Origin of the sequence: Microbispora bryophytorum (assembly GCF_006874465.1) — a bacterium.
GTDB lineage: Bacteria > Actinomycetota > Actinomycetes > Streptosporangiales > Streptosporangiaceae > Microbispora > Microbispora bryophytorum.
On sequence record NZ_VIRL01000009.1, the window covers coordinates 38,343 to 61,112 of the forward strand.

The 22,770-nt window shown below is 71.0% G+C and carries 20 protein-coding genes and 1 tRNA gene; 9 read left to right on the plus strand and 12 right to left on the minus strand.

Annotated elements, in window-relative coordinates; all coding sequences use genetic code 11:
- Positions 1-288: 288 nt before the first annotated feature.
- Positions 289-1,464, plus strand: coding sequence for a cytochrome P450 (locus tag FLX07_RS17860; RefSeq protein WP_142571945.1), 1,176 nt, complete (start codon positions 289-291; stop codon positions 1,462-1,464).
- A gap of 18 nt (positions 1,465-1,482) precedes the next feature.
- Here FLX07_RS17860 and nhaA read toward each other — a convergent pair whose 3' ends face one another.
- The 9 genes from nhaA to FLX07_RS17905 form a co-directional block, all read right to left on the minus strand.
- Entirely contained in the window at positions 1,483-2,784 is a 1,302-nt protein-coding gene (gene nhaA / locus FLX07_RS17865; RefSeq protein WP_229689829.1) for a Na+/H+ antiporter NhaA, read from the minus strand.
- A gap of 217 nt (positions 2,785-3,001) precedes the next feature.
- Positions 3,002-5,743, minus strand: coding sequence for an HNH endonuclease signature motif containing protein (locus FLX07_RS36505; RefSeq protein ID WP_167748293.1), 2,742 nt, complete (start codon positions 5,741-5,743; stop codon positions 3,002-3,004).
- A gap of 627 nt (positions 5,744-6,370) precedes the next feature.
- Positions 6,371-6,511, minus strand: a complete 141-nt coding sequence (locus FLX07_RS36510) for a hypothetical protein (protein ID WP_167748291.1) — start codon at positions 6,509-6,511, stop codon at positions 6,371-6,373.
- 254 nt (positions 6,512-6,765) lie between these two features.
- Positions 6,766-6,842: transfer RNA gene (locus FLX07_RS17880), tRNA-Lys, on the minus strand.
- 70 nt (positions 6,843-6,912) lie between these two features.
- A complete protein-coding gene (locus FLX07_RS17885) occupies positions 6,913-7,494 on the minus strand; it encodes a hypothetical protein (protein ID WP_308424426.1) in 582 nt (193 codons plus the stop codon).
- A 936-nt stretch (positions 7,495-8,430) separates the two neighbouring features.
- Positions 8,431-8,817 (minus strand): OsmC family protein, encoded by a 387-nt coding sequence (locus tag FLX07_RS17890; protein WP_142571950.1) that lies wholly within the window; start codon positions 8,815-8,817, stop codon positions 8,431-8,433.
- A 4-nt stretch (positions 8,818-8,821) separates the two neighbouring features.
- Positions 8,822-9,895 (minus strand): HAMP domain-containing sensor histidine kinase, encoded by a 1,074-nt coding sequence (locus FLX07_RS17895; protein WP_142571951.1) that lies wholly within the window; start codon positions 9,893-9,895, stop codon positions 8,822-8,824.
- Positions 9,892-10,596, minus strand: a complete 705-nt coding sequence (locus FLX07_RS17900; RefSeq protein ID WP_142571952.1) for a response regulator transcription factor — start codon at positions 10,594-10,596, stop codon at positions 9,892-9,894. Before FLX07_RS17900 ends, FLX07_RS17895 begins: the two co-directional genes overlap by 4 nt.
- 52 nt (positions 10,597-10,648) lie before the next feature.
- Positions 10,649-10,924 carry a hypothetical protein gene (locus FLX07_RS17905; protein WP_142571953.1) on the minus strand — a complete coding sequence of 92 codons (276 nt, stop codon included), beginning with the start codon at positions 10,922-10,924 and terminating at the stop codon, positions 10,649-10,651.
- 183 nt (positions 10,925-11,107) lie between these two features.
- On the opposite strand from FLX07_RS17905, the gene FLX07_RS17910 reads away from it, so the two are divergent.
- From FLX07_RS17910 to FLX07_RS17925, 4 genes are all read left to right on the plus strand, one after another.
- Complete coding sequence (locus FLX07_RS17910) at positions 11,108-11,479, plus strand: phage holin family protein (protein ID WP_142571954.1); 372 nt, start codon at positions 11,108-11,110, stop codon at positions 11,477-11,479.
- Positions 11,480-11,577: 98 nt separating this feature from the next.
- Positions 11,578-12,477, plus strand: coding sequence for an amidohydrolase family protein (locus FLX07_RS17915; protein ID WP_142571955.1), 900 nt, complete (start codon positions 11,578-11,580; stop codon positions 12,475-12,477).
- Positions 12,474-13,025: a cysteine dioxygenase gene (locus FLX07_RS17920; protein ID WP_142571956.1), complete on the plus strand. Its 552-nt coding sequence runs from the start codon at positions 12,474-12,476 to the stop codon at positions 13,023-13,025. The genes FLX07_RS17915 and FLX07_RS17920 overlap by 4 nt, the downstream gene beginning before the upstream one ends.
- Positions 13,026-13,075: 50 nt before the next feature.
- A complete protein-coding gene (locus FLX07_RS17925) occupies positions 13,076-13,669 on the plus strand; it encodes a Uma2 family endonuclease (RefSeq protein WP_142571957.1) in 594 nt (197 codons plus the stop codon).
- Here the strand turns inward: FLX07_RS17925 and FLX07_RS17930 are convergent, their stop codons facing one another.
- Entirely contained in the window at positions 13,670-14,884 is a 1,215-nt protein-coding gene (locus tag FLX07_RS17930; protein WP_223853547.1) for a CynX/NimT family MFS transporter, read from the minus strand.
- Between the two features lie 87 nt (positions 14,885-14,971).
- On the opposite strand from FLX07_RS17930, the gene FLX07_RS17935 reads away from it, so the two are divergent.
- On the plus strand, positions 14,972-15,778 hold the full coding sequence (locus FLX07_RS17935; RefSeq protein WP_142571958.1) for an IclR family transcriptional regulator: 807 nt from the start codon (positions 14,972-14,974) through the stop codon (positions 15,776-15,778).
- A 40-nt stretch (positions 15,779-15,818) separates the two neighbouring features.
- Positions 15,819-16,877, plus strand: a complete 1,059-nt coding sequence (locus tag FLX07_RS17940) for a LacI family DNA-binding transcriptional regulator (RefSeq protein ID WP_229689828.1) — start codon at positions 15,819-15,821, stop codon at positions 16,875-16,877.
- Positions 16,878-16,925: 48 nt separating this feature from the next.
- Here FLX07_RS17940 and FLX07_RS17945 read toward each other — a convergent pair whose 3' ends face one another.
- Positions 16,926-18,206 carry an ABC transporter substrate-binding protein gene (locus FLX07_RS17945; RefSeq protein ID WP_142571959.1) on the minus strand — a complete coding sequence of 427 codons (1,281 nt, stop codon included), beginning with the start codon at positions 18,204-18,206 and terminating at the stop codon, positions 16,926-16,928.
- Between the two features lie 228 nt (positions 18,207-18,434).
- Here FLX07_RS17945 and FLX07_RS17950 point away from each other — a divergent pair, with 228 nt between their 5' ends.
- On the plus strand, positions 18,435-20,339 hold the full coding sequence (locus FLX07_RS17950) for an ABC transporter ATP-binding protein (RefSeq protein ID WP_142571960.1): 1,905 nt from the start codon (positions 18,435-18,437) through the stop codon (positions 20,337-20,339).
- 46 nt (positions 20,340-20,385) lie between these two features.
- Here the strand turns inward: FLX07_RS17950 and FLX07_RS17955 are convergent, their stop codons facing one another.
- Positions 20,386-20,784: a MerR family transcriptional regulator gene (locus tag FLX07_RS17955; RefSeq protein ID WP_244311160.1), complete on the minus strand. Its 399-nt coding sequence runs from the start codon at positions 20,782-20,784 to the stop codon at positions 20,386-20,388.
- Between the two features lie 186 nt (positions 20,785-20,970).
- Between FLX07_RS17955 and FLX07_RS17960 the strand changes: the two genes are divergently transcribed.
- Entirely contained in the window at positions 20,971-22,668 is a 1,698-nt protein-coding gene (locus FLX07_RS17960; RefSeq protein ID WP_142571962.1) for a pentapeptide repeat-containing protein, read from the plus strand.
- The last annotated feature ends 102 nt before the right edge of the window (positions 22,669-22,770 follow it).

Sequence of the window (22,770 nt, forward strand, 5' to 3'; positions counted from 1 at the left end):
GCGGTCTCCCCCTTCGGGCGGTGCCGCCACCCCGGCATCGGTGAAGATCTTCCGCCGGTTGCGGTGACTTCACCACGACTTGATCCCTGTTCCTCCCGTACCACCCGTGTCATGCCCGGCCCCGGAACGACGCTGGTGTTCGCGGGGCAGGGGTGGCCGGGCGTACGGCGATGCCCGCAGCAAACGTCCCCTCTCTGGTCACACCGGACACGGTTTTACTACCTTGCCGGACGGAAAGTCAGGGGAGAGATTCAAGAGAACCGATATCCAGCGAAGGGAAGGTCACCCATGCCCGGACTCCCTCGGCTGCCGTTCGAGCGGCCGGACGTCCTGGAGATATCCCCCGGCTTCGGCGAGCTGCGGGTCAGAGCGCCGATCACCAAGGTCACGACCGCCATGGGCGACGAGGCGTGGCTGATCACGGGCTACGAGGAGATCCGGCAGGTGTTCGCCGACGACAGGTTCGGCCGCTCCCACCCGGCCCCCGAGACCGCGGCCCGCCTGTCGAACAACGCCCTGCTCGGCGGCCCGACCGGCGAATACGCCACGGAGCGGTCCGTCCACAAAGAGATGCGGCGCCTGCTCGGCCCCGCGTTCTCGGCCCGGCGCATGCGGAGGTTGTCGGACCGGATCGGGTCGCTGGTCGGGAACCTGCTCGACGGGCTCGCCGAGCAGGGCCCGCCCGCGGACCTGCACGCCGGCCTGTCGCTCCCGCTGCCGATCCAGGTGATCTGCGAGCTCCTCGGCGTGCCGTACGAGGACAGGGACAGGTTCCGGGCCATGGCCGAGGCGATGACCGACCTGACCCACCCCGAGCGGTCCGCCGCGGCCCAGATGGAGATGAACGCCTACACCTACGAGATCGTGAAGGCGAAGCGCGACGACCCGGGCGAGGACGTCTACTCCGACCTGGCGAACGCCTCGCTGCCGGAGGACGACGTCGCCAGGATCGCGGGCGGCCTGCTGTTCGCCGGCCACGAGACCACGGTCAACCAGATCGACTACGGCGTGCTGCTGTTCCTGCGCAACCCGGCCCAGCGCGACGCGCTGCTGAGCGACCCCTCCCTCGTGGACGGCGCGGTCGAGGAGATCATGCGGGTCGCCTCGCCGAGCGAACACGGGCTGGTGCGCTACGCGCACGAGGACGTCGAGGTCGCGGGCGTGCTGATCCGGGCGGGCGAGCTGGTCATGCTGTCCACTCCGGCGGCCAACAGGGACGAGCGCGCCTACTCCGACCCCGACATGTTCGACATCCTGCGGTCCGATCCCCAGCCGCACGTCGGGTTCGGCCACGGGCCGCACCACTGTCTCGGGGCGTCCCTGGCGCGGATCGAACTCCGCGCGGTCTTCGGCTCCCTGTTCACACGCTTCCCCACGCTGGCGCTCGCGGTGCCGTACGAGGAGCTGCAGGCGCACACCGACAGGCTGGCCGGAGGGTTCCCCGCGCTGCCCGTCACGTGGTGAACGTCAGCAGGGTCATGGTCACGTCCCGCGGCGCCCGCCCACGACGCTCTCGGCGCCCACCGGCCCGGCGGCTTCGGCGTCGGCGAGCCGCCGGTACGCGCGGTCGCGCAGCCGCAGCACCACCGTCGCCAGCAGCGCCGCGACCAGCGACCCGGTCAGGACCGCCAGCTTGACCTGGGCGTCGCGGGCCGTGCCCAGGCCGAACGCCAGCTCGCCGATGAGCAGGGACACCGTGAAGCCGACGCCGGACAGGATCGCCAGCCCGCCGACGTCCACCCAGGCCAGCCCCTCGTCGATGTCGGCACGGGTGAAGCGGGCGGTCAGCCAGGTGGCCACCATGATTCCCAGCGGCTTGCCCACGACGAGCCCGACGATGACGCCCAGCGACACCGGGTCGCCGAGCAGGTTCGTCACACCGCCCAGCCCGGCGAGCGGCACCCCCGCGGACAGGAACGCGAACAGTGGCACGGCCACCCCGGCGGAAATCGGACGGAACCGGTGCTCGAAGTGCTCGGCGAGCCCCGGTCCCGCTTCCGGGCCGCCCGCCTTCTCACTGCGCAGGACGGGTACGGCGAAGCCGAGCAGCACCCCGGCCACCGTGGCGTGCACCCCCGAGGCATGGACGAGCCCCCAGGTCACCCCGGCCAGCGGGAGCAGCAGCCACCACGAGCGCACCCGCCGCTGCACCAGCACGGCGAAGACTCCGAGGGGCACCAGCGCCGCCAGCAGCGGCAGCACCGACAGGTGCGACGTGTAGAACACCGCGATGATCACAATGGCCATCAGGTCGTCCACAACGGCCAGGGTGAGCAGGAACGTGCGCAGCGCGGCGGGAAGCCGCCGCCCCGCCACGGCGAGCACTGCGAGCGCGAACGCGATGTCGGTGGCCGTCGGGGTCGCCCACCCCCGCGCCTCGCCGTTCATGAGCGAGTTGACCAGCAGGTAGAGCAGGGCCGGGACGATCACACCGCCGACGGCCGCCGCGACGGGAACGGCGGCCCGACGGGGATCGCGCAGGTCCCCGGCGACGAACTCGCGTTTGAGTTCCAGGCCGGCGACGAAGAAGAAGATCGCCAGCAGCCCGTCCGAGGCCCACTTGGCGAGGCTGAGGTCCAGGTGCCACGCGCCCGGCCCGACCGTAACCGAGCGCAGCCCCGCGTACGCCTCGGACCAGGGCGAGTTGGCGAAGACGAGGGCCGCGACGGCGGCGATCAGAAGCAGCGCGCCACCGATCGTCTCCTTGCGGAGGATGTCGGCGATGCGCCGGGTCTCGGCCCGGGAACCGGGACCGAGGAGGGACAGTCGGCGGGTAGGTGCCACAGGCGCTCCCTTTTCCGGGATTGGTTCGACGACCGCCGACCAGACTTCCCGGCACCCCGCGTCCATCCTATGACCCTTCCGGATTCAGCCGCGCTCGATGCCCAGCCGGCCGTCCGATGCCGGGTGCCCGGTGCCGGGTGCCGGGCCATTCGGTGCCAGGCCACTCACTTCCTGGCCTTCCCTGCCAGTGCGGCGGACGGCCGATGCGTGGGTGATGTCAGAAGGGCGGCTCGTCAAGTTCGCGCGATGGCGCCGCTACCTCCGAGCCCGGTTGTGGAGCCTCCTGCCAAAGTGCTGGTTCGGGCATCGGGGTCATGGTGGGGGTGTCGGCAAGGTCGCCGAGGTATCGATAGGGCGACGGGGTGCGCCGGCTTCGGGGATACGGATCGCAGGCGGAGATAATGATCTTCGGGAGAGGGCTGGGGTAACGGTGCCCCAGCGGGCTGGTCCAGATGACCAGGTGAGGGCCGGCCGTGCTGACGCTCCAGCCGCCGTGGTGCCGGGCGCGGTGGTCATGGCGGCAGGCCAGGTGAAGGTTCTCCGCCTTCGTGGGCCCCTGCTCCGCCCACGGGAGGATGTGGTCCTGGTCGGCTCGGGTGGCGGGCGTGTGGCAGCCGGGCCAGGAGCAGACCCGGCCCCGGATTTGCACATAGCGTCGTAAGGCCGCACCGGCCTGCCGCCGCCGCTCCGAATCCGATGCGCCGCCCTGCAGCCCCTCTGCTCGCCTGCCCGCCGCACCATCCGCCGCATCATCCGTCGTGCCGTCCTCGTGCCAGCCCTCGTGCCAGCCCTTGCACCGGTCCTCGTACCGGGCCTCGGCCTCATCGCGGTCCTGGGCGCGGCCGCCCAGGGCGTTGCCGTCGAGTGCGGGATCACCCAGGCGGGCGGTGCCGTCAGGTGCAGCACAGTCGGGTGTAGCGCAGCCGGGTGTAGCGCAGCCGGGTGCAGCACAGCCGGGTGCAGCACAGCCGGGTGCGGTGCCGTCAGGTGCAGCGGCCCCCTCGCCGAGGTTAAGGAGGGGTGTGGCGTGGGCGGACAGGTCGGCGACGACCGGTGCCCATGCCCCGAGGACGCCGACCGGCTGGGCGGCCAGCACCCGCAGGCGGCTGACGGTGATCTGCAGTTCGACGATGCCGCCGCGCCGCCGGTCGCGGGTGGGGCGACGCTGGCCGGGGGTGTGAGGGCGGGCCCGAGTGAGTCCGGTCAGCGCCAGGTGGCCGTCGTCGTGACAGATGGCGTATCGCCATTGCCCGCCGAGCATGTCTGCGACGATGCGTCGGGCCAGGCAGGGGTGGATCACTCCCCAAGCGGGCAGGTGGGCGGCATGCTCGTCCAGGCCGAGCAACGTGGTCAACTCGACCCGGATCTCCCGCACCGGCCACCCTCCGGCGCCCGCCCAGACACCGGTATCCGCCTCTGCACGAGCTTGGACATGCCGCAGCCCCGCTCTGTCGGCCCCTGCCTCACACGGCCCGGCCTCACAGGGCACGGCCTCACAGGGCGCGACCTCATCGGGCCCAGCCGCATCGGGCCCAGTCCCGCCGCGTTCGGTCTCATCATCAGGTGCGGGCGCCCCAGGCGCTGGTTCCTCCGACCCTGCCGGGTGCGGGTCCGTTGAATGTGATCCGCTCGCGGGCGACGATCCGCCAGAGTCAATCCCCGGGCGCCTACACGTATCGACGTCGCGGTCGCCTTCGGCCGCGTCCCCGTAGGCGTCGGTGAAATCGGCAGCGCCGCCGGTGCGACCGCCGTCCCTTTCATCGAGGTCGCCATCAGGGTGCACGCCACCGCCGCCGCAGAAACGGTCGAGGTCAGTGCCAGGGCTCACGCTGCCAGCGCTACCGGGGTGGTCAGGATCGTCGTCGCCTCCGGGGGCGTCGTCACCGTCGAGGTTGTCGCCGCCGCCGTGGGGATCGTCACCGCCGGGATCGTCGTCACCGTCAGGGGTGTTGCCGCCGCCGGGATCGTCATCACCGCCGGGGGTGATGCCGCTACCGGTATCGTCGCCACCGTCAGGGTTGTCGTCACCGCCGGGAGTGTTGCCGCCGCCGGGATCGTCGCCACCGTCGGGGGTGTTGCCGGCATCGTCTTCTGGGGTGCCGAGGGGGTCGGTGGTGTCGTGGAAGGGGTGGCAGAGGATGTGCGTGATGATCTCCTCATCCGACATCCCCTCGAAGGTGCCGTCCAGGCTCCCGAGGAAGAGGTCCACCCGGATGTGATCGATCGGACGGCGGTCACCGGCCCGCTTGCACGCCCGAGCCAGCTCATCGATTCGGTCGCACCCGGCCGCCGCCCGATCCAGGGGCAGGTCCAGCCCGGACACCGTCGCGGTGCCGTCCTCGTTGCGAGTCCCCACCACCCGGCGGCGGCGTACCGCCTCGGCGTACCGGCGCTCCGCCCAGGCGGGATCGATCGCCAACGCCAGGCGCTGGATTCGCTCGATCAGCTCCCCCACCGTCCAGGACGACGCCTGGGGCACCAGCTGTTCACACACCAAGGCGGCTTGCTCGTCGGTCAACCCAACGGTCCAGCGGACGAACGCCACCGCCCGGGGTTCGTCCAGGGTCCCGGCCAGCATCGCCTCCCCCAGGATCGGCAACCGGCGGTGGACATTCCAGGCCAGCTCGAAGGTCGAGTCGGCGCGGCGGCGTGACCACACCAGCGCCGCCCGCGCCTCATCCGGGCCGAACTCATCCGGCACCTCCAGCCGCGCCACCTCGTCACCCGAGAACGAGTCCCGCAGCCCCACCTCCAGCAAGGCCCGCAAGAACCACGCCCGGTCATGACATATCTGCCGGTAGGCCGCTTTGAGCACCTCAACCGTGTCGAAGCCCGACACGCGCTCCACGTTCACCGCGGCCAGCAGTCCGGCCAGCTCCGCACCTGGAGGGATCAGCGTGAGCCCGTCCGGAATCGGCACCGCGGTTCGCGGCGGTGGAAACACGCCGGCCGTGCCCATGCCGAACGAAGAGGAGGAATGGGCATGATCTGAAGCGGCCGGCACAGGCGCCGCAGGCGATACAGGCGACGAGGACGACGCGCCGGGCCCGCGGGGCGCCAACGACAGGGGCCGATGGGTCCGCCCCTGAGGAGCGGGGGGCGGCGGAAACAAGGCAGGCGCGGACGGGCCTGGCATCGGCGGGCACCCCCTTCCACAACCGGAGACGAAAGCACGACGGGTTCCCGGCCGCCCGGACCGGGACTTACTCACACAGACTCGGCTACTTCATCAACCCGGCACATGGGCCACAGACCAGAGCACCAACCATGCTCACCCGTAACAACTACTCCAAAGACTAACCGAACACATGCTCGAAAACAAGCCTGACCGGCACAAACGTGGGGTCACAACCCAGTACGGCCCGCAAACCTTGGGGAGGGAGGTGAGCGACAAAGAGCGAGCGACAGGAAGCCACACGGCGGACAGCCGAGCGGGAGACAGCCGAGCGGTAGAGGGCGAGGGCCGAGCAGAGGCTCAGACTTGACGCCGCGAAAACTCCGAACCTGCGCGGAAATCTGAACCGGGCATGAGAGGGCCGTCCCGGCGGCAGGCCGCAGCGTCCTCTTGATCGAGAAGACGCGGTCTTCACGCCCTCTGTGCGCACCCCTTCAGCACAGCGCTGGGCGAGCCGCCGACGTTGCCGATGACGGTCGCCCCGGCCTCCCAGGACGGCATCGAAGCGACCGCCCACTTGCCCGAGGTCTTGGGAATGCGGTCCTCCAGCATCTCGGGGTCATCCGCATCACACGGACCAGCGAGGCGATGCCGCCGTCGACGAAGTCCTTGAACCAGGCCGACCAGCGGGCTTGACGTCGCGGGCAAACAGCGGCCGGTCCCTGCACTGTGCGCGCCACAGGTCCCCTACGCTGCGCTCACGGTCCGTGAACCGGGGGGAGGGGCGCGGTGGGGCGCGGTGAGCCGCGGAGACGACGAGCACATAGACAAAGCCCAGGCCGGCAGTGCCGACCTGGGCTTTCGTCTGGTGCGCCGCCAGGGACTCGAACCCCGGACCCGCTGATTAAGAGTCAGCTGCTCTAACCAACTGAGCTAGCGGCGCCTGCGATGTCGGTAACCTTAGCAGCCCCGCGAAGGTCGCGCACATCGCTCACTGATCGAAATGTCGTGACTCAGCTCCGCCAGGCGCCGCTGGAGAACGGCACCGGCTCGCCGCGCAGGCCCGGCCCGTCGCCCCACTTCGTGATGACGTACTGGATCGGGATGTGGCCGAGGTCGCCGCCGACGGTCAGCGTGTCCTCGTTCCAGTCGGTGCCGGTGAGCTCGGCGAAGGTCTTGCCGTCGATGTCGAGCATGACGCCGCTGTCCGACGGGACGCCCGGGCCCCGGTCGCCGATGAAGAACTTGGCCTTCCTGCCCTTGTAGAAGATGTAGCCCTCGGTGCCGAGCGGCCAGCTCGGGCTGGCGAACATCCCCTGCTGCATGGGCTTGCCGATGGCCGGCAGACCGGTGTCGCCCTGGCGGCCGGAGGCGTCGTCCCAGAAGTACGAGCCGGTGGTGCTGCCCTGGAGCAGGACCTCCTCGTGCGCCGGGATGGCGAGGGAGGGCTGGCGCGCCGGCATGGCGGCGGAGATGTTGACGGCCTCTTTGACCGGCTGCTCGACGGGCGCGGGCACGGCGGCCACGAGGGACGCGGTGACTGCCGCCGCACCGACGAGCGTGGCCGCGGCGGTGAGGCGTCGGTTGCCACGCACGTCAAACAGAGTCTTCATCAGGGCTGGGGATCTTTCGTGAGACGACAGAGAATGGCCATGCGTCATCTAGGGACCTGCATGCGGCAGACCGCGAAGACGGGCCACGTGTCCGGGCAGGAGATGTCAGTCACCCGGAGGCGTGTGCGCTGAAGCTATGGCGATCGGCCGGAAGGCCGTCGTGAGTCAGACGTGTGATCCGAGATGCCTTGGCTCGGAGATCGATGTGGGGTCACCCACGGTGATCTCCTCTCCAAGTCCAATCCAGCCACCGGTCGGCGGCAAATAGGACACTACAGGACGAGTCAGGATGTAGCAAAGTAAAAGCCGCATACCGCCCAGAAGATCTACCTCTGGGTCCCGTTTCCCCCAAGAGGGGCCCCCTGCCCGCTGCCCTGCCTCATTGATCCCGACGGCGCGTGACGGAGATCCCCTCCGCGTACGGCAAAGCGCGCAGGCTTTACGCCAAGAGACCGCAAAGGAATTCGCCGGAGACGGCGCGCAAAAGCGGCCCGCCGCAAAAGCGGAGCCGCTGAGCAAAAGGAAGATCGCCGGTTTACGAAGGCAAAGGCCATTGTCCCGGAGCGGTCGCGCACAGATTCGCCCCTGGTCCGTACGGGGCCGCCCCCTGGTCTGTACGGGGCGGGTGGGAGGGGACGGACGGGAGGAGAACGGGTACAGGACCCTGGAAATGCCGGAGCCGGGCAGTCCCCCAACTGCCCGGCTCCGGATCAAAGCGGTTCCGCCAGGAATACCCTCCCCAAAGGCACCGGCGGGTCCCCCGCTTTCCGGACGCGGTTCCCCCATCCGCGTCCTTTTCAAGAAAGTCTGTCGCCCTCTCCCGAGGACTTGCTTCAACCCTACAAGGGGCCTTGTCATGAACTCGTCATCGGCAGGTTGATTTCCGGCCTACATCCGAACGGGCATCGCCCGCCCGTGCTACCTCCCGAGGTCCAGCCTGACCTCGGTGCCCTTCTGGAGCGACCGGCTCACCGTGCAGTGACGCTCGTGGACCCGCTCGGCGACGGCCTCGAAGACCTCACCGGTGTCCTCCGGGGGCAACTCCACGTCGTAGGTCACGGTGACCGAGCGCAGCAGCGTCGGGCTCTCCTTGTCGGCGGAGACCTCGACGGCCAGCCGTACGAGCCGATGGCCGCGCTTGGCGGTGAGCGGCTCGACCGTCATGACGTTGCAGCCGCCGACGGCGGCCAGCAGCAGCTCCACCGGACTGAACAGGCCGTCACCTGAGCCCATCGTGATCTCGGCGCCACTCTCGTTGCGGGCGACGAACCCGTCCTCGGTCCGCTCGACGCGTACAGAGCCCATGACCTCAGCCTACTGGCAGCGCCAGCCGGACGAGCGTCCCTCCGCCGGGGGCCGGGGTGGCCGACACGCTGCCGCCGTGGCTGTCCACGACCTGGCCCACGATGGCCAGGCCCAGCCCCGATCCGGGCAGCGCCCGCGCCGAGGGCGCGCGGTAGAAGCGGTCGAAGACGTGCGGCAGGTCGTCCGCGGAGATGCCGGGGCCGTGGTCGCGCACCGTCAGCACGCCGCCCCGCAGCGACACCTCGACCAGGCCGCCGGCCGGGCTGTACTTGGCCGCGTTGTCGAGCAGGTTGGCGACGGCCCGGGCGAGCCGGTCGGACACGCCCCGCACCACCGTCGGCTCGGCCGACACGGAGTACGCCGTCGACGGCCAGTGCCTGGCCGCCCTGGCGACCTCCCGCTCCACGAGCTCGTCGAGGCGCACGCTCTCCACGAGCACGGCGGGCTCCTCGTCGCGGGCCAGCTCGACCACGTCCGAGACGAGCGCCGTGAGCTCCTCCAGGCCGCTCACCACGGCCCGGCTCACCTCCTCGTGGACCTCCTGCGGCAGGTCGCCTCTCATCAGCAGCTCGATGTTGGTGCGCAGGGCGGTGAGCGGAGTGCGCAGCTCGTGGGAGGCGTCGGCGACGAGGCGCTTCTGCGACTTGGCGGAGCGTTCCAGCGCGTCGAGCATGGCGTTGAAGCTGCGGGCCAGGCTGCTCAGCTCGTCGTCTCCCGTCACGTCGATGCGCGTGGTCAGGTCACGGGTGGTCGCCACCCGCCCTGCCGCGTCCTTGAGCGCGTTGACCGGCCGCAACGCGGCCCGGGCGGCCAGCCAGCCGAGCGCCCCCGACAGCACCAGGCCTCCGAGCGCCACGGCGAGGAAGGGCCAGCCCAGGTCGTCCACGTCGGCGAGAGCGGCCAGCACGCCGTTGGGGGGCGGGTCGCCGTAGCCTCCGTAGCTCTCGTACGTTCCGTAATGGTCCATCGCCCACTCGACCCGGCGGCAGGTGATGACGTACGCGGCGACGATCACGACGATCACGCTCACCGCGCCGGCCAGCGCGGAGGCCATCGCGAGCCGCCAGCGGAGCTTCACCGCTCCTCCCCGGCGGCGGGAGCGGCGGCGGGCTCCCTGAGCGCGTACCCGAGGCCGTGGACGGTGTGGATCAGCCGCGGTTCGCCCCCCGCCTCGGTCTTCTTGCGCAGGTAACCGATGTAGACCTCCAGCGGGTTGGACCCGCGCCGGAAGCCGTAGCCCCAGATGCGTTCGAGGATGAGCTGCCGGGTCAGCACCTGGCCGCCGTTGCGGATCAGCAGATCCAGCAGGGTGTATTCGGTTCTGGTCAGGTCGATGAGCCGCCGGCCGCGCCGGGCCTGCCTGCTGTCGGGCAGCAGGACCAGGTCGGCGAAGCCGGCCTCCGGGGGCGGCGCGGTGCGGCGTAACAGGGCGCGCACCCGGGCGAACAGCTCCTCCAGCGCGAACGGCTTCACGAGGTAGTCGTCGGCGCCCGCGTCGAGGCCGGCCACCTTGTCGCCGATGCCGTCCAGAGCGGTCAGCATGAGCACCGGCAACCGGTTGCCGTCTCCGCGCAGCGTCCGGCAGACCTCGATGCCGTTCATGCCCGGCATGAGCACGTCGAGCACCACGAGATCGGGCGCCGCGCCGTCGATGGCGTCGAGGGCGCCCATGCCGTCCCCGGCGGTCGCCACGCCGTACCCCTCCACGCGGAGCGCCCGGGCGATCGCATCGCGGACCTCGGGTTCGTCGTCGACGACAAGCACCTGTGTCTTGACCACGCCGCCATTGTGACGTGCGGAGGTGAGAAGTTGCTGAGCGCAGCCTCCAGGCTCAGGCGTCGGGGTGTTTGGACAGATAGTCGATGTAGACCGGCCGTAGCGCGTCGCCGAGCTCGCCTTCGCCCGCCCCGATCGCGTCGCTGAGCAGCGCCGAGACCCTGCTGAGGTCGTTCGCGCTCTCGTCGCTGTTGCCGCTGGCGGCCTCGGCCGCCGGGATGACCTTCAGCAGATCCCACAGGAATCCCAGGTCCCCGTGCCGTACCGCGTAGCGCACGGCGCGGTCGTGCAGCTCCTTCGCGGGGAGCGACTCGATCTCTTCCGCGTCCATTTCGATCTCACCCCCAACTCACCGGTTTCCCCCCGGTTTGCCGCTCATACCCCCGAGAGGGGAGAAAGACCGCCGGAATCGGATGAGATTTTTGCCGCCTCTCCCCGCCTCCGGGCACAGGCCGCCCATTCCGGCCACACGCGAGCCGCGCACTCTTTGCCGTGCCGTGGAAGGATCCTTGAGGTGAAGGTCATACTCAAGATCATCGTGGTGGCCGCGGCCCTGTGGGCGTCCACCAAGCTGGTGGACGGCATCACCGTCAGCGCCGGCTCCACCGCCAAGCAGATCGGCACCCTCCTCGCGGTCGCGCTGATCTTCGGCCTCGTGAACGCCGTCATCAAGCCGATTATCAAGACGATCGGCTGCGCGTTCTACGTGCTCACGCTCGGGCTGTTCGCCCTGGTGGTGAACGCGGCCCTGTTGCTGCTCACGAGCTGGCTCGCCGAGCAGCTCGACCTCCCCTTCCACGTCGACGGGTTCGTGGCCGCCTTCTGGGGCGCCATCATCGTCGGCGTGATCAGTTGGGTCCTCAACATGATCCTCGGCGACGACTGACCGGTCCCGGGGCGGGCGTGCCATCCGCCCCGGGTCACACCCGCCCGCAAAGCATGTATTCTGAGTAGGGAATACCGGCTTAGTTGAGGGGTGGGCAGATGAGCGTGGACGTGCACCAGCACCTGTGGACGCCGTCCCTCGTCGACGCGCTGCGCCGCCGCACCCGCCCCCCGTACCTGGACGGATGGACGCTCGTCCTCGACGGCGAGCCGCCGTACGAGGCGGATCCGGCCGACCACGACGTGGAGATCCGGCGTAGGCGCAACGCCCACCTCGACCTCGCTCTCGTCTCCCTGTCGAGCCCGCTCGGGATCGAGCACCTGCCGCCGGAGGAGGCGTGGCCGCTCATCGACGCCTACCACGCCGACGCCCGCGCGCTGCCCGCGCCGTTCGGGGCCTGGGCCGCCGCCCCGGTGACCGACCCCGATCCCGTACGGCTCTCGCACGCCCTCGATCAGGGCCTTGCCGGGCTGCAGCTTCCGGCGACCGTGCTCGGCGACGCCCGGGGGCTGGCCCTGGCCGCCCCGCTGCTCGACGTGCTGGAGGAGCGCGGCCTGCCGCTGTTCGTCCACCCGGGCCCCGCCGCCGCGCAGGGCCCGGCCTGGTGGGCCGCCGTCGTGCCGTACGTGCAGCAGATGCACGCCGCCTGGTACGCGTTCGAGGCGTTCGGCCGGCCCCGGCATCCCCGGCTGAAGGTGTGCTTCGCGCTGCTGGCCGGGCTGGCCCCGCTGCACAGGGAGCGCCAGTTGAGCCGGGGCGCCGCCGGGCGCGGCCTGGTGGACCCCGACCTGTTCCTTGAGACGTCGTCCTACGGCCCCCGGGCCGCCGACGCGGTGATCCGCGAGCTCGGGATCGACGTCCTCGTCGCCGGGAGCGACCAGCCGTACGCCGAGTCGGCGTGGCCGGACCCCGGCGACCTCGCACAACGAGCTGTCGATCATGCCGTCCGCGTGGCCAATCCCGGCCGCCTGCTGTCCCGGAAGGAGTCGCACCAATGAGCACGCCCACGATCCAGGAAGGCGCGCTCTGTGCCTTCTCGGCCGATCCCATCGGGGACCTGCCCGCCCGCGCGCTCGACCGCCGCGAGCTGCTCGCCCTGGTCGAGGACTTGGCCGCCCGGCCCGAGCTGTGGCGTCACCACCTCAAGTTCGAGGGCGCGCAGGACGGGGGACGCCACTACGTCTCGCTGCACCGCGACTCGTACGTGGACGTGTGGCTGCTGTGCTGGCGGCCCGGGGACGACACCGGCTGGCACGACCACGACGTCTCCTCCGGCGCGGTCCGCGTGGTGGCCGGCGAGCTGAAGGAGTGCAACCCGCGCATCGGCGGCGTCCACCTGGAGACGCCGGTCGTGGAGGGCGAGGCCTTCTCGTTCGGGCCCGACCACATCCACCGGCTGACCGGCGAGGCGCCCGGCTCGGTCTCGATCCACGCGTACTCGCCACCGCTGTGGCGCATGGGGCAGTACTCCATCACCGACGACGGCACCATGCGCCGTCTTTCGGTCGGATACGCCGACGAATTGCGCCCGCTCGACCCGGCTTAGGGCGACGCGGGTAGTTCGGTCATTACCGACGGTGACGCTAGGCTTCTGCCATGACCAGCGTGCTCGATGACTGGCTCCAGCCCCGCCAGGGAGGCGGGGCCGGGGGCGTCTCCGATCGGTTCTCCCGGCTCCGGCCCCCCGCCGCCGCCGCCGAGCGGCGGGACGGCGAGGACGACGCCGGCCTCATTTTCACGGGCCCCCAGACCCGATTCCACGAGCGCATGACCTACGGCCTGCGCACGGCCCTGAACGCGCAGGTCCCCGGCGACCTGGTGGCGGTCAGCCGGATGGACGTCCTGCTGGGCCCTGATCGGCGCGCCCGTCCCGACGTGTCCCTGGTGGACGACCTCGCCGCCTCCGACGACGGGAGGACCTGCTATCTCGCCGAGGAGGTGCGCCTGGTCATCGAGGTCGTCAGCCCCGACGCGGCCGCTTCGGACCGCGACCTGCGGCCGCGGCACTACGCGGCGGCCGGCATCCCGCACTTCTGGCGGGTCGAGAGCACCGACTTCCGGCCCTTCGTCTACTCCTTCGAGCTCGACGCCGACGGCGCCGGATATCAGGTGACCGGCGTCCACCACACCCGCCTCACGGTGGACTCCCCCTTCCCCATCACCATCGACCTCGATCGGCTGCCGCGCTGACTACGTCCGCGTAGGGCGGGCGGCGAGCATTCCCGATACCAGTTGGAGGGCGCACGCCCCCAGCCCGGCCAGCAGGGGCACGGTCCAGCCGCCGGACAGCTCGTGGAGCAGGCCGAACGCCAGCGGCCCGATCGCGGCCAGCAGGTAACCGCTCGACTGGGCGACCGCCGACAGCGCGGTCACCGAGGCCGGGTCGGGCGCCCGCAGCGTGATGATCAGCAGGGCGAGCGCGATCGAGGCCCCCTGGCCGAGCCCGAGGACGATCATCCACAGCCACGGCGTGGTGGTGGGCGCGAGCAACACGCCCAGATATCCGCCGATCGTCAGAAGCGCCGCCACCACCACGTGCGGCGTCTGGGACCGGGCCCGGCCCGCGTGCAGGGGGACGGCGAGCGCCGCGGCGATCTGCACCAGGTTCGTCAGGCCCAGCAGATATCCCGCCTCGTCGGCGGCCAGGCCGGCGGCCTGGAACACGGTGGGCAGCCAGGCCAGCAGGACGTAGAAGGTCAGCGACTGCAGCCCCATGAACGCCATGACCGGCCACGTCGCCGGCGTCCGGAGCAGGGCCGCGTAGGGGCGGTGGCCGGCGTCGCCGGGGCGGGAACGGCCGGCCCGCCCCGCGGTCGTGGCCGCCGGGTCCTGCGCGGTCCGCCTCGCGCGCGCCGCCCACCACAGGGCCGCCGCCAGCAGCGCGAGCAGAGCCGGCGACCCGGCCGCCGCCCGCCACCCGACCTCGCCGGCCAGCGGGACCATCACCGCCGAGGCGATGGCGGCCCCGCCGACCATGACCGAGACGTACAGACCGGTGAAGAGCCCGATCCTGCCGGGGAAGTGCTGCTTGACGAGGCCCGGCATGACGACGTTCATCACGGCGATGGCCGTGCCGGCCAGGGCGGCGCCGCAGTACAGCGCGGGCACGCCGCCCGCGCTGCGCAGGGCGACACCGGCGGCCACCATGAGCAGACCCGCCAGCAGCGTGCGGTCCAGCCCGATCCGGGTGGCCAGCGCGGGCGCGGCCGGGGCGAGCAGACCGAGGCACACCACCATCACCGTGGTGATGGCGCCGCCCCCGGCAGGGCTGAGGCCGAGATCCCCCATGATGGCCGGGAGGAGCGGCGACACGCCCGCGAGAGCGGGCCTCAGGTTGAGCGCTGCCAGGACGAAACCGCCCACCAGCAGCAAATTTCCCCGATTGTCCGTGATCCCCCTCATCATTCGCCAAACCCTACCGGCCGATGATCCGCCCGGCCGTCCCTCTCCGGGAGCGGCCGGCGCTAGGGTTCGGTCGGGAGGTGGGCGGTCATGGCGGAGGAGCACGTCCAGTCGCTGGCCAGGGGCCTGGCCGTGATCCGGGCGTTCGACGCGGCGAGCCCGGAGCTGACGCTCAGCGAGGTGGCCCGCAAGACCGGTCTCACCCGCGCCGCGGCGCGCAGGTTCCTGCTGACGCTCGCCGGCCTGGGCTACGTGCGGACCGACGGGCGCCTGTTCTCGCTGTCGCCCCGGGTGCTGGAGCTGGGCTACGCCTACCTGTCGAGCCTCTCCCTGCCCGAGGTCGCGCTGCCGCACCTGGAGCGGCTCGTCGCCGAGGTGCACGAGTCGGCGTCGGTCTCCGTGCTGGACGACACCGACATCGTCTACGTGGCCCGGGTGCCGACGGCCCGGATCATGCGCGTGACGATCGCCATCGGCACCCGCTTCCCGGCGTACTGCACCTCCATGGGCCGGGTGCTGCTCGCGGGGCTGCCCCCGGAGGACCTCGACGCCTACCTCGCCCGCGCCGACCTGGAACGGCTGACCCCGCACACCACGACCTCGCCGGTCGCCCTGCGCACCGCCCTCGACCACGTACGGGCCCAGGGCTGGGCCGTGGTGGACCAGGAGCTGGAGGAGGGGCTGCGCTCGATCGCCGCGCCGATCAGGGACCGCGGCGGCCGGGTGGTGGCGGCGCTCAACGTCTCCTCGCACGCCAGCCGCACCACCGTGGAGTCGGCCCGCCGCGACCTGCTCCCCCCGCTGCTCGCCACCGCCGCCAGGATCGAGGCCGACCTGCGCGCCACCGGAGGCGCGAGCCGCGCACAGCCCGGCGACCATCTCTCACCACGAACCTGACAACGTTGTCCGGGATCATCAAATGGGAGATGATCTCTGCGTGGGAGAGACGAGACGCGGCCGTCCGACCATGAACGACGTGGCCGCCGCGGCCGGTGTGGCGCTCAAGACCGTCTCCCGCGTCGTCAACAGCGAGCCCGGCGTCAACGCCGTGACCGCGAGCCGCGTGCAGGCGGCGATCGAGCGGCTCGGCTACCGCCGCAACGACAGCGCGCGCATCCTGCGCCGGGGCCGCACGGCGAGCATCGGCCTGGTGATCGAGGACGTGGCCGACGCCTTCCACTCCAGCCTCATCCGCGCCGTGGAGGACGCCGCGCTGCACCACGGCTGTCTGCTGTTCACCGGGTCGTCCCGGGAGGACGCGGCCCGCGAGCGCGATCTTGTGCTCGCCTTCTGCGCCCGCCGCGTGGACGGGCTGATCATCGTGCCGGCGGGGAGCGACCACGGCTATCTCGCGCCCGAGTTCGAGGCCGGGATCAAGGCGGTCTTCGCCGACCGGCCGCCGGGGGCGGGGTGCGAGGCGGACACCGTCCTGTGCGACAACGCGGGCGGGGCCCGGACGGGCACGGCCCACCTGATCGCGCACGGCCATCGTCGCATCGCCTTCCTCGGCGGCTCCCCCCGGATCTTCACGGCCGCCGAACGGCTGCGCGGTTACCGGCAGGCGCTGGCCGCCGCCGGCCTGCCGTACGACGAGGGCCTGGTGGTCATGGGGGCGCCGGACCCGCCACGGGTGGGGGCCGACCTGACCCGGCTGCTCACGGCGCCCGACCCTCCGACCGCGCTGCTGGCCGGCAACGGCCGCACCACCGTGGAGATCCTGCGGGCGCTGGCCTCGCTCACGGGCTCCTCCGACGCGGGCGCCGCGGGCGGCCTCGCCCTGGTGGGGTTCGACGACTTCGAACTGGCCGACCTGCTGGGCGTCACCGTCGTGGCGCAGGATCCCGCCCGGCTCGGCCGTACGGCCGCCGACCTGCTGTTCATGCGCCTGTCCGGGGACGAGGAGCCGACCAGCAGGATCGAGCTGGCCACGCGGCTGGTTCCGCGGGGCTCGGGCGAGCGCCCTCCCCTGTCCCTCCGGGACCGTACGGCGAGCTGACGCGGGACGGCTGACGCGGGACGGCCGGGCTCGTACGAGGAGATCAGCTCACTGGCCGCTGTTCTTGGCCGCCGCGACCAGCGCCTGCTGGAACTTGGCGACGTCCTTGTCCTGCTGGAACAGGCCGACCGCGTCGGTGATCGCCTGACGCCACTGGTCGTTGGCGACCACGCCGTGCTGGATCGAGCCGGCCAGCTTGTCACTCGCCCACTGCTCCAGGTCCCAGGACAGGTAGTCCTTGTAGAGGGACTGGTCGGCGTCCTTGCGGGCCGGAATCGAACCCTTCAGCGGGTTGAACGCGTCCTGGCCCTCCTTGCCGGCGGCCATCTTCAGCCACGCGATCGCGCCGTCGCGGTTGGGCGTGCCCTTGGGCAGGGTGAAGCTGTCCGACAGCCACATGAAGGTGCCGTCCGTGCCCGGCGACGCGGCCCAGTCGAAGTCCTTGTGCGACTCCTTGCCGAGACCGCCCGGCCGCGGGTTGTGGAAGTAGCCGTAGGCCCAGTCGCCCATGATGTTGAAGGCCGCCTTGCCGTCGGCGACCTGCTTGGCCGCCGGCTGCCAGTCGTCCTGCGGGCTGCCCGCGTACGACAGGATGGTCTTGAAGTTCTCCAGGGCCTTGGTCACGTTCGCGTTGGTCCAGTCGGCGCCGGTCGTCCACAGGGCGTTGTAGGCGTCGGTGCCGAGCGAGCCGAGCAGCACGGACTCGAGCAGGTGCACCAGGGTCCACTGCGAGCCGATCGACAGCGGGATCTTCCCGGACTTCTTGACCTTGTCGAGGTCGGTGACGAACTCCTCGACGGTCTTCGGCGCGCCGTCGATGCCGGCCTTCTTGAGGACCGAGGGGTTGAACCACAGGACGTTGGACCGGTGGATGTTCACCGGCACGGAGTACACCTGACCCTGCACGGTGATCTGGTCGATGAGCTGCTGAGGGAAGACCTCCTTCAGCTTCAGGTCGTCGTACAGGAAGTTCAGCGACTCCAGCTTGCCGCTCTTGATGTAGTCCTGCAGCTCGGCGCCGGCGTGGCCCTGGAAGGTGTCCGGGGGCTGGTTGGCCTGCAGCTTGCTCGACAACAGCGCGCGGGCCTGGTCGCCCGAGCCGCCCGCCACCGCGGCGTCGAAGAACTCGAGGTTCGGGTTCTGCTTGGCGAAGATCTCACGCATCGCCTTGAGGCCGTCGGCCTCACCGGGACCCGTCCACCACGAGAAGACCTCGACCTTCCTCGCGGCCTCGCCACCGCTCTCCTGCTTGTCACCGCCGCCGCAGGCCGAAAGAGTGAGCAGACCCGCAACAGAGACCGCGACGGCCGCCATCCACCGTCGTCTCATCACAACATTCCTTTCACGCTTTCACGAGGATTTCGGGCTCCCCGAAGACACATATGGCTGACAACGTTGTCAGCAGGCCCAATCAACCCACCTACGTCGGCACGCCGTCAAGTTTGTACCGATAACGTCTCTGTATACGATCCTGGCTGGGTGTTAGGGGCGTGCGTCAAAGCGACCACCGCGCCCGGGCCCCGGGAAATTGTCGGTTCGGGCGCTCACACTGCAGGCATGACGGTCACACAACAGGGGGGACCTGATCATCTGTCGGAGGACGACCTGCCGGACATGGCGGACGTCGAATCTCCACAGTGGGCGCGGCACTACGGCACGATGGCGGGGCTGGGCTTCCTCACGGTCGCGCGGCGGCTGCCCCGGCTGATCCGCCAGGCGCTGGGCATCGCCTGGGAGGCGAGTCCCCGCGACACCGTGGCCTCGGTCACGCTGAGCACACTCGGCGGCGTCTTCACCGCCTTCGGCCTGCTCGCCACGACCGGCGTGCTGACCGCGCTGTTCCAGGCGGGCCCCACGCCGGAGCGGATCCGGGCGGCGCTGCCCAGCCTGCTGCTCGTGGGCCTGGCCGCCACCGCGCGCACGGCCCTGCAGGCGGGGGCCGGTTGGGCCCAGTCCCGGCTCGAACCACAGGTCAGCCGGATCACGGAAGAGCGTCTCTACACGCTGACCAGCCAGGTCGACCTCGTCTGCTTCGACGACCCCGAGTTCCACGACGCGCTGCAGCGGGCCCGCATGCGCGGCATGCAGATGGCCGAGATGGTCGTGAGCACGGCCATCGACACGCTGTCCGGCCTGGTCGGCATCGTGGCGGCGGCGGGCGTGCTGGGCGTGCTGCACCCCGTGCTGCTGCCGCTGCTCCTGCTCGCGGTCGTCCCGGACGCCTGGGCGGCCATCCGGGCCGCCAGGATGCGCTACACGACCGCCCTGGTGCTCGTCCCGGCCAGACGGCGCAAGTGGATCATCGAGGAACTGCTGGCGGACAAGGACACCGCGGCCGAGGTCCGCACGTTCACCATGCGCGGTTTCCTGCTGCAGACGTTCGACCGGGTCGCCCGGGGCGAGCAGCGCGTCATCCTCGACCTCGCGCGGCGGCAGACCGTCGCCCGCGTCATCGGCGAGGCCCTGGGCGGTCTGGGGCAGGGCGCGGTCTACGTCACGCTCGGCCTGCTGCTCGCGGCGGGCGCGGTGCCCCTCGCGGTGGCCGGCACCGCGGTGCTGGCCATCCGGTCCGGCCAGACCTCGCTGTCGAGCTTCATGTACGCGACGAACCGGCTCTACGAGGAGGGTCTCTACTTCACCGACTTCCTCGACTTCATCGCGCACGCCGAGGGCCGTATCCCGCCCGCCCGTAAGCGGACGGCCCCCGACGACTTCGGCCGCATCACGGTCGATGAGGTCACCTTCTCCTATCCCGCCGCGCCGGCCCCCGCCCTGCGCGGGGTCTCGGTCCGCATCGAGCGCGGGGAGGTCGTGGCCCTCGTCGGCGAGAACGGGTCGGGCAAGACGACCCTCGCCAAGATCCTCGCCGGGCTCTACGAGCCGGACGGCGGCCGTGTCCGGTGGGACGACGTCGACCTGGCCGAGGTCGATCCCGACAGCCTGCGCCGCAGGATCGCGGTCATCGCCCAGGACCACACGCGGTGGCCGCTGACCGCCCGCCACAACATCACGATGGGCATGGAGAAGGACGAGAGCGAGGTGGTCCGCGCCGCCGAGGTCGCCGGCGCCGACCAGGTCATCGCCGAACTCCCGCGCGGCTACCGCACGCTGCTCGACCGCCGGTTCAAGAACGGCCAGGAGCTGTCGGGCGGGCAGTGGCAGCGCATCGCGGTGGCCCGCGGGTTCTACCGGGACTCGCCCCTGCTCATCTGCGACGAGCCCACGGCCGCCCTCGACGCCAGGGCGGAGCACGCGTTGTTCGAGCGGATCCGGCGGCACGCCGACGGCCGGACCGTGCTGCTCATCACCCACCGCCTCGCCAGCGTCCGCTACGCCGACCGCATCTACGTGCTCGACCACGGCAAGGTCCGCGAGCACGGCACGCACGAGGAACTGATCGCCCTCGACGGCCTTTACGCCGACCTCTACAACCTCCAGGCGGAGGCCTATCGCTCGGCCTGACTCATCTGCCCGGCCTGCTCACCGGCCGGCCGGGCACGTGCGCGTCTCAGGAGGTCTGCTCGCAGTCGGGAAGCATGTCGCGCATGGTGAGCACGTCCTTGTAGTACTGGATCTTCCGCTGGATCCCGCCCTGCTTCTGCCGCAGGTCGGCGATCTGGGCCTCGACCTTGCGGTCGTGCTCCGCCAGCAGCGCGATCCTGTCCTCGATGGTGTGCTCGCCCTGCCGTACGAGCTGGGCGAAGCGCAGCATCTCCGCGATCGGCATGCCGGTGTCGCGCAGGCAGCGGATCATGCCGAGCCAGCTCACGTCGTCCTCGCTGAACCGCCGCTGGCCCGCCGCGTTACGGCCGACCGGTTCCAGCAGCCCGATCCGTTCGTAGTACCGAAGGGTGTCGAGGCTGAACCCGGTCTCCTCGACGACCTGTCCAGGTGTGTACACGCCCACGCCGTTGATCCTGGCACATCGCATCTCGTGTAGATGAAGGCTTTCGTGGACAGGTGGTCGTTTCTGCAGGTGTTTCGCAAGCGGAGCGCAACCCAAGGATTTATAACGGGTCGTGCCACATATGATCCGGCGCCCGCGTCTCCCCAGGGAACGTCCGGGCGGCGTCCCCGATGGAGCAAGTGAGAAATGCGCGGAACCCCCCGCTCGATCGCCGGATTGGTGACCCTTTCCGCCGCGGTTCTGCTGTCGATTCCGATGACCCCGGCCGCCGCGGCGACGCCCGGCGACCACCCGCCCTGCCGTGCCCGCAGCGGCCCGCATCTCGCCGGCAGGGATCTCACCCGGACGACGTTGCCCGCCGACCTGTCCTGCGCGGATCTCCGGGGCGCCAAGCTGGACGGCCTGACCGTGCGCAGCGTGCTCGTCGGGGCCGATCTGACCGGGGCCTCGCTCAAGGGGGCCCACCTCGGGTACGCGCAGATGGCCGGGGCGAGCCTGCGCAAGGCCGACCTGTCCGAGGCCGAGTTGTACTACGCCGACCTGCGCGGCAGCGATCTGCGCGAGGCGACGATGGACGACTCCTCGCCCTATTACGCGCACTTCGAGGGGGCCGACCTGAGCGGGGCCACGATGGCGCGGGCCAAGACGTACGACGCGCAGTTCGACGACGCGAAGCTGGTCGGCGTCGATCTGACCGACGCCGCCGCCTACGGCGCGGACATGCGCCGGGCCGACCTTAGACGGCTCAAGGCGCCGAAGGCCAGGCTCTACGGCGCCACGTTCATCAGGACCGTCCTGCGGCAGGCGGATCTCAGCGGCGCGCAACTGTATGAGTCGGTGATGACCGGCGCGGACTTCAGGGGGGCCGACCTCACCGGGGCCGACCTGCGGGATGTCAGGGACGCCAGGCTGACCGGGAGCAGGGGCGTGCCCAGGTATCTGCCCGCGCCGGGCCCGTCGTGCGAGCCCGGGAGCGGTCAGGACTACCGGGGCTGGGACCTGACCTCGGTCACGGACTTCCCCGACGATCTGAGCTGCGCCGACCTGACCGGAGCCAAGCTGGACGGCGTCGACCTGACGGGGGTCAAGCTGAACCGGGCGATCCTGCGTGACGTCTCCGCCGTCGGGGCGAGCCTTCGCTCCGCGAAGGGCGCCGACCTGCGGGGCGCGCGGTTGCGGCGCGCCAAGCTCGGCGGCGCCGATCTCGCGGGCGCCGACCTGTCCCGGGCCGACCTGTCGGACGCGGCGCTCGGCAGCGCCGTCCTGACGCAGGCCAAGCTGGTCGGCGCCGACCTCCGTGACGCGGAGCTGATCAGCGTCACGGCCGACCAGGCCGACTTCACCGGCGCCAGGATGGACCGGGCGTACCTCCACAGCGGCAGGTATCGCGACGCGGTCTTCCGCAGGGCCGTCCTGACCGACGCCGATCTCAGCGACGCCGGACTGCGGGGCGCCACCTTCGAAGGCGCCGAGGTCACCGGGCTGAAGCAGGACTTCGCCGAGGACATCGACCTGTCGGGGTCCTCCAGCCGCCTGTCCGTCGGCTGGCTGGTCTTCTTCGGCATCGCCGGCCTGCTCGGTCTCTGGATCGTCGCCGGGCTGACCACGGCGAGGGTGCGGCGGAGGAGAGTCGCGAGGGAGCAGGCCGCCGAGCAGGCGGTCCGGTTCGCGGACGCCAGACGCGCGCAGGAGGAGAACGTGACCCGGCTGGGCGAGGAGATCGACGGCCTGACGGACCGGACCGGCGACGTGGACTGGAACGCGGTCCTGGACGCCTACGACGCGGCGAAGGAGGCGCTGGCGAGCGCTCACGACATGAGCGACCTGACGGACGTCGAGACCATCGTGGCGCGCGGCCGCAGGGCCCTCACCCGGGGCCGATGAAAGCCGCTTGTGCTGGAGTACGGCTGCCCGAGGGCGAGCACACGCCGTTGCTGACGTCGTGCCATCTGAACAGATCTTGTGTAGTCATTGAATGAGCGTTTA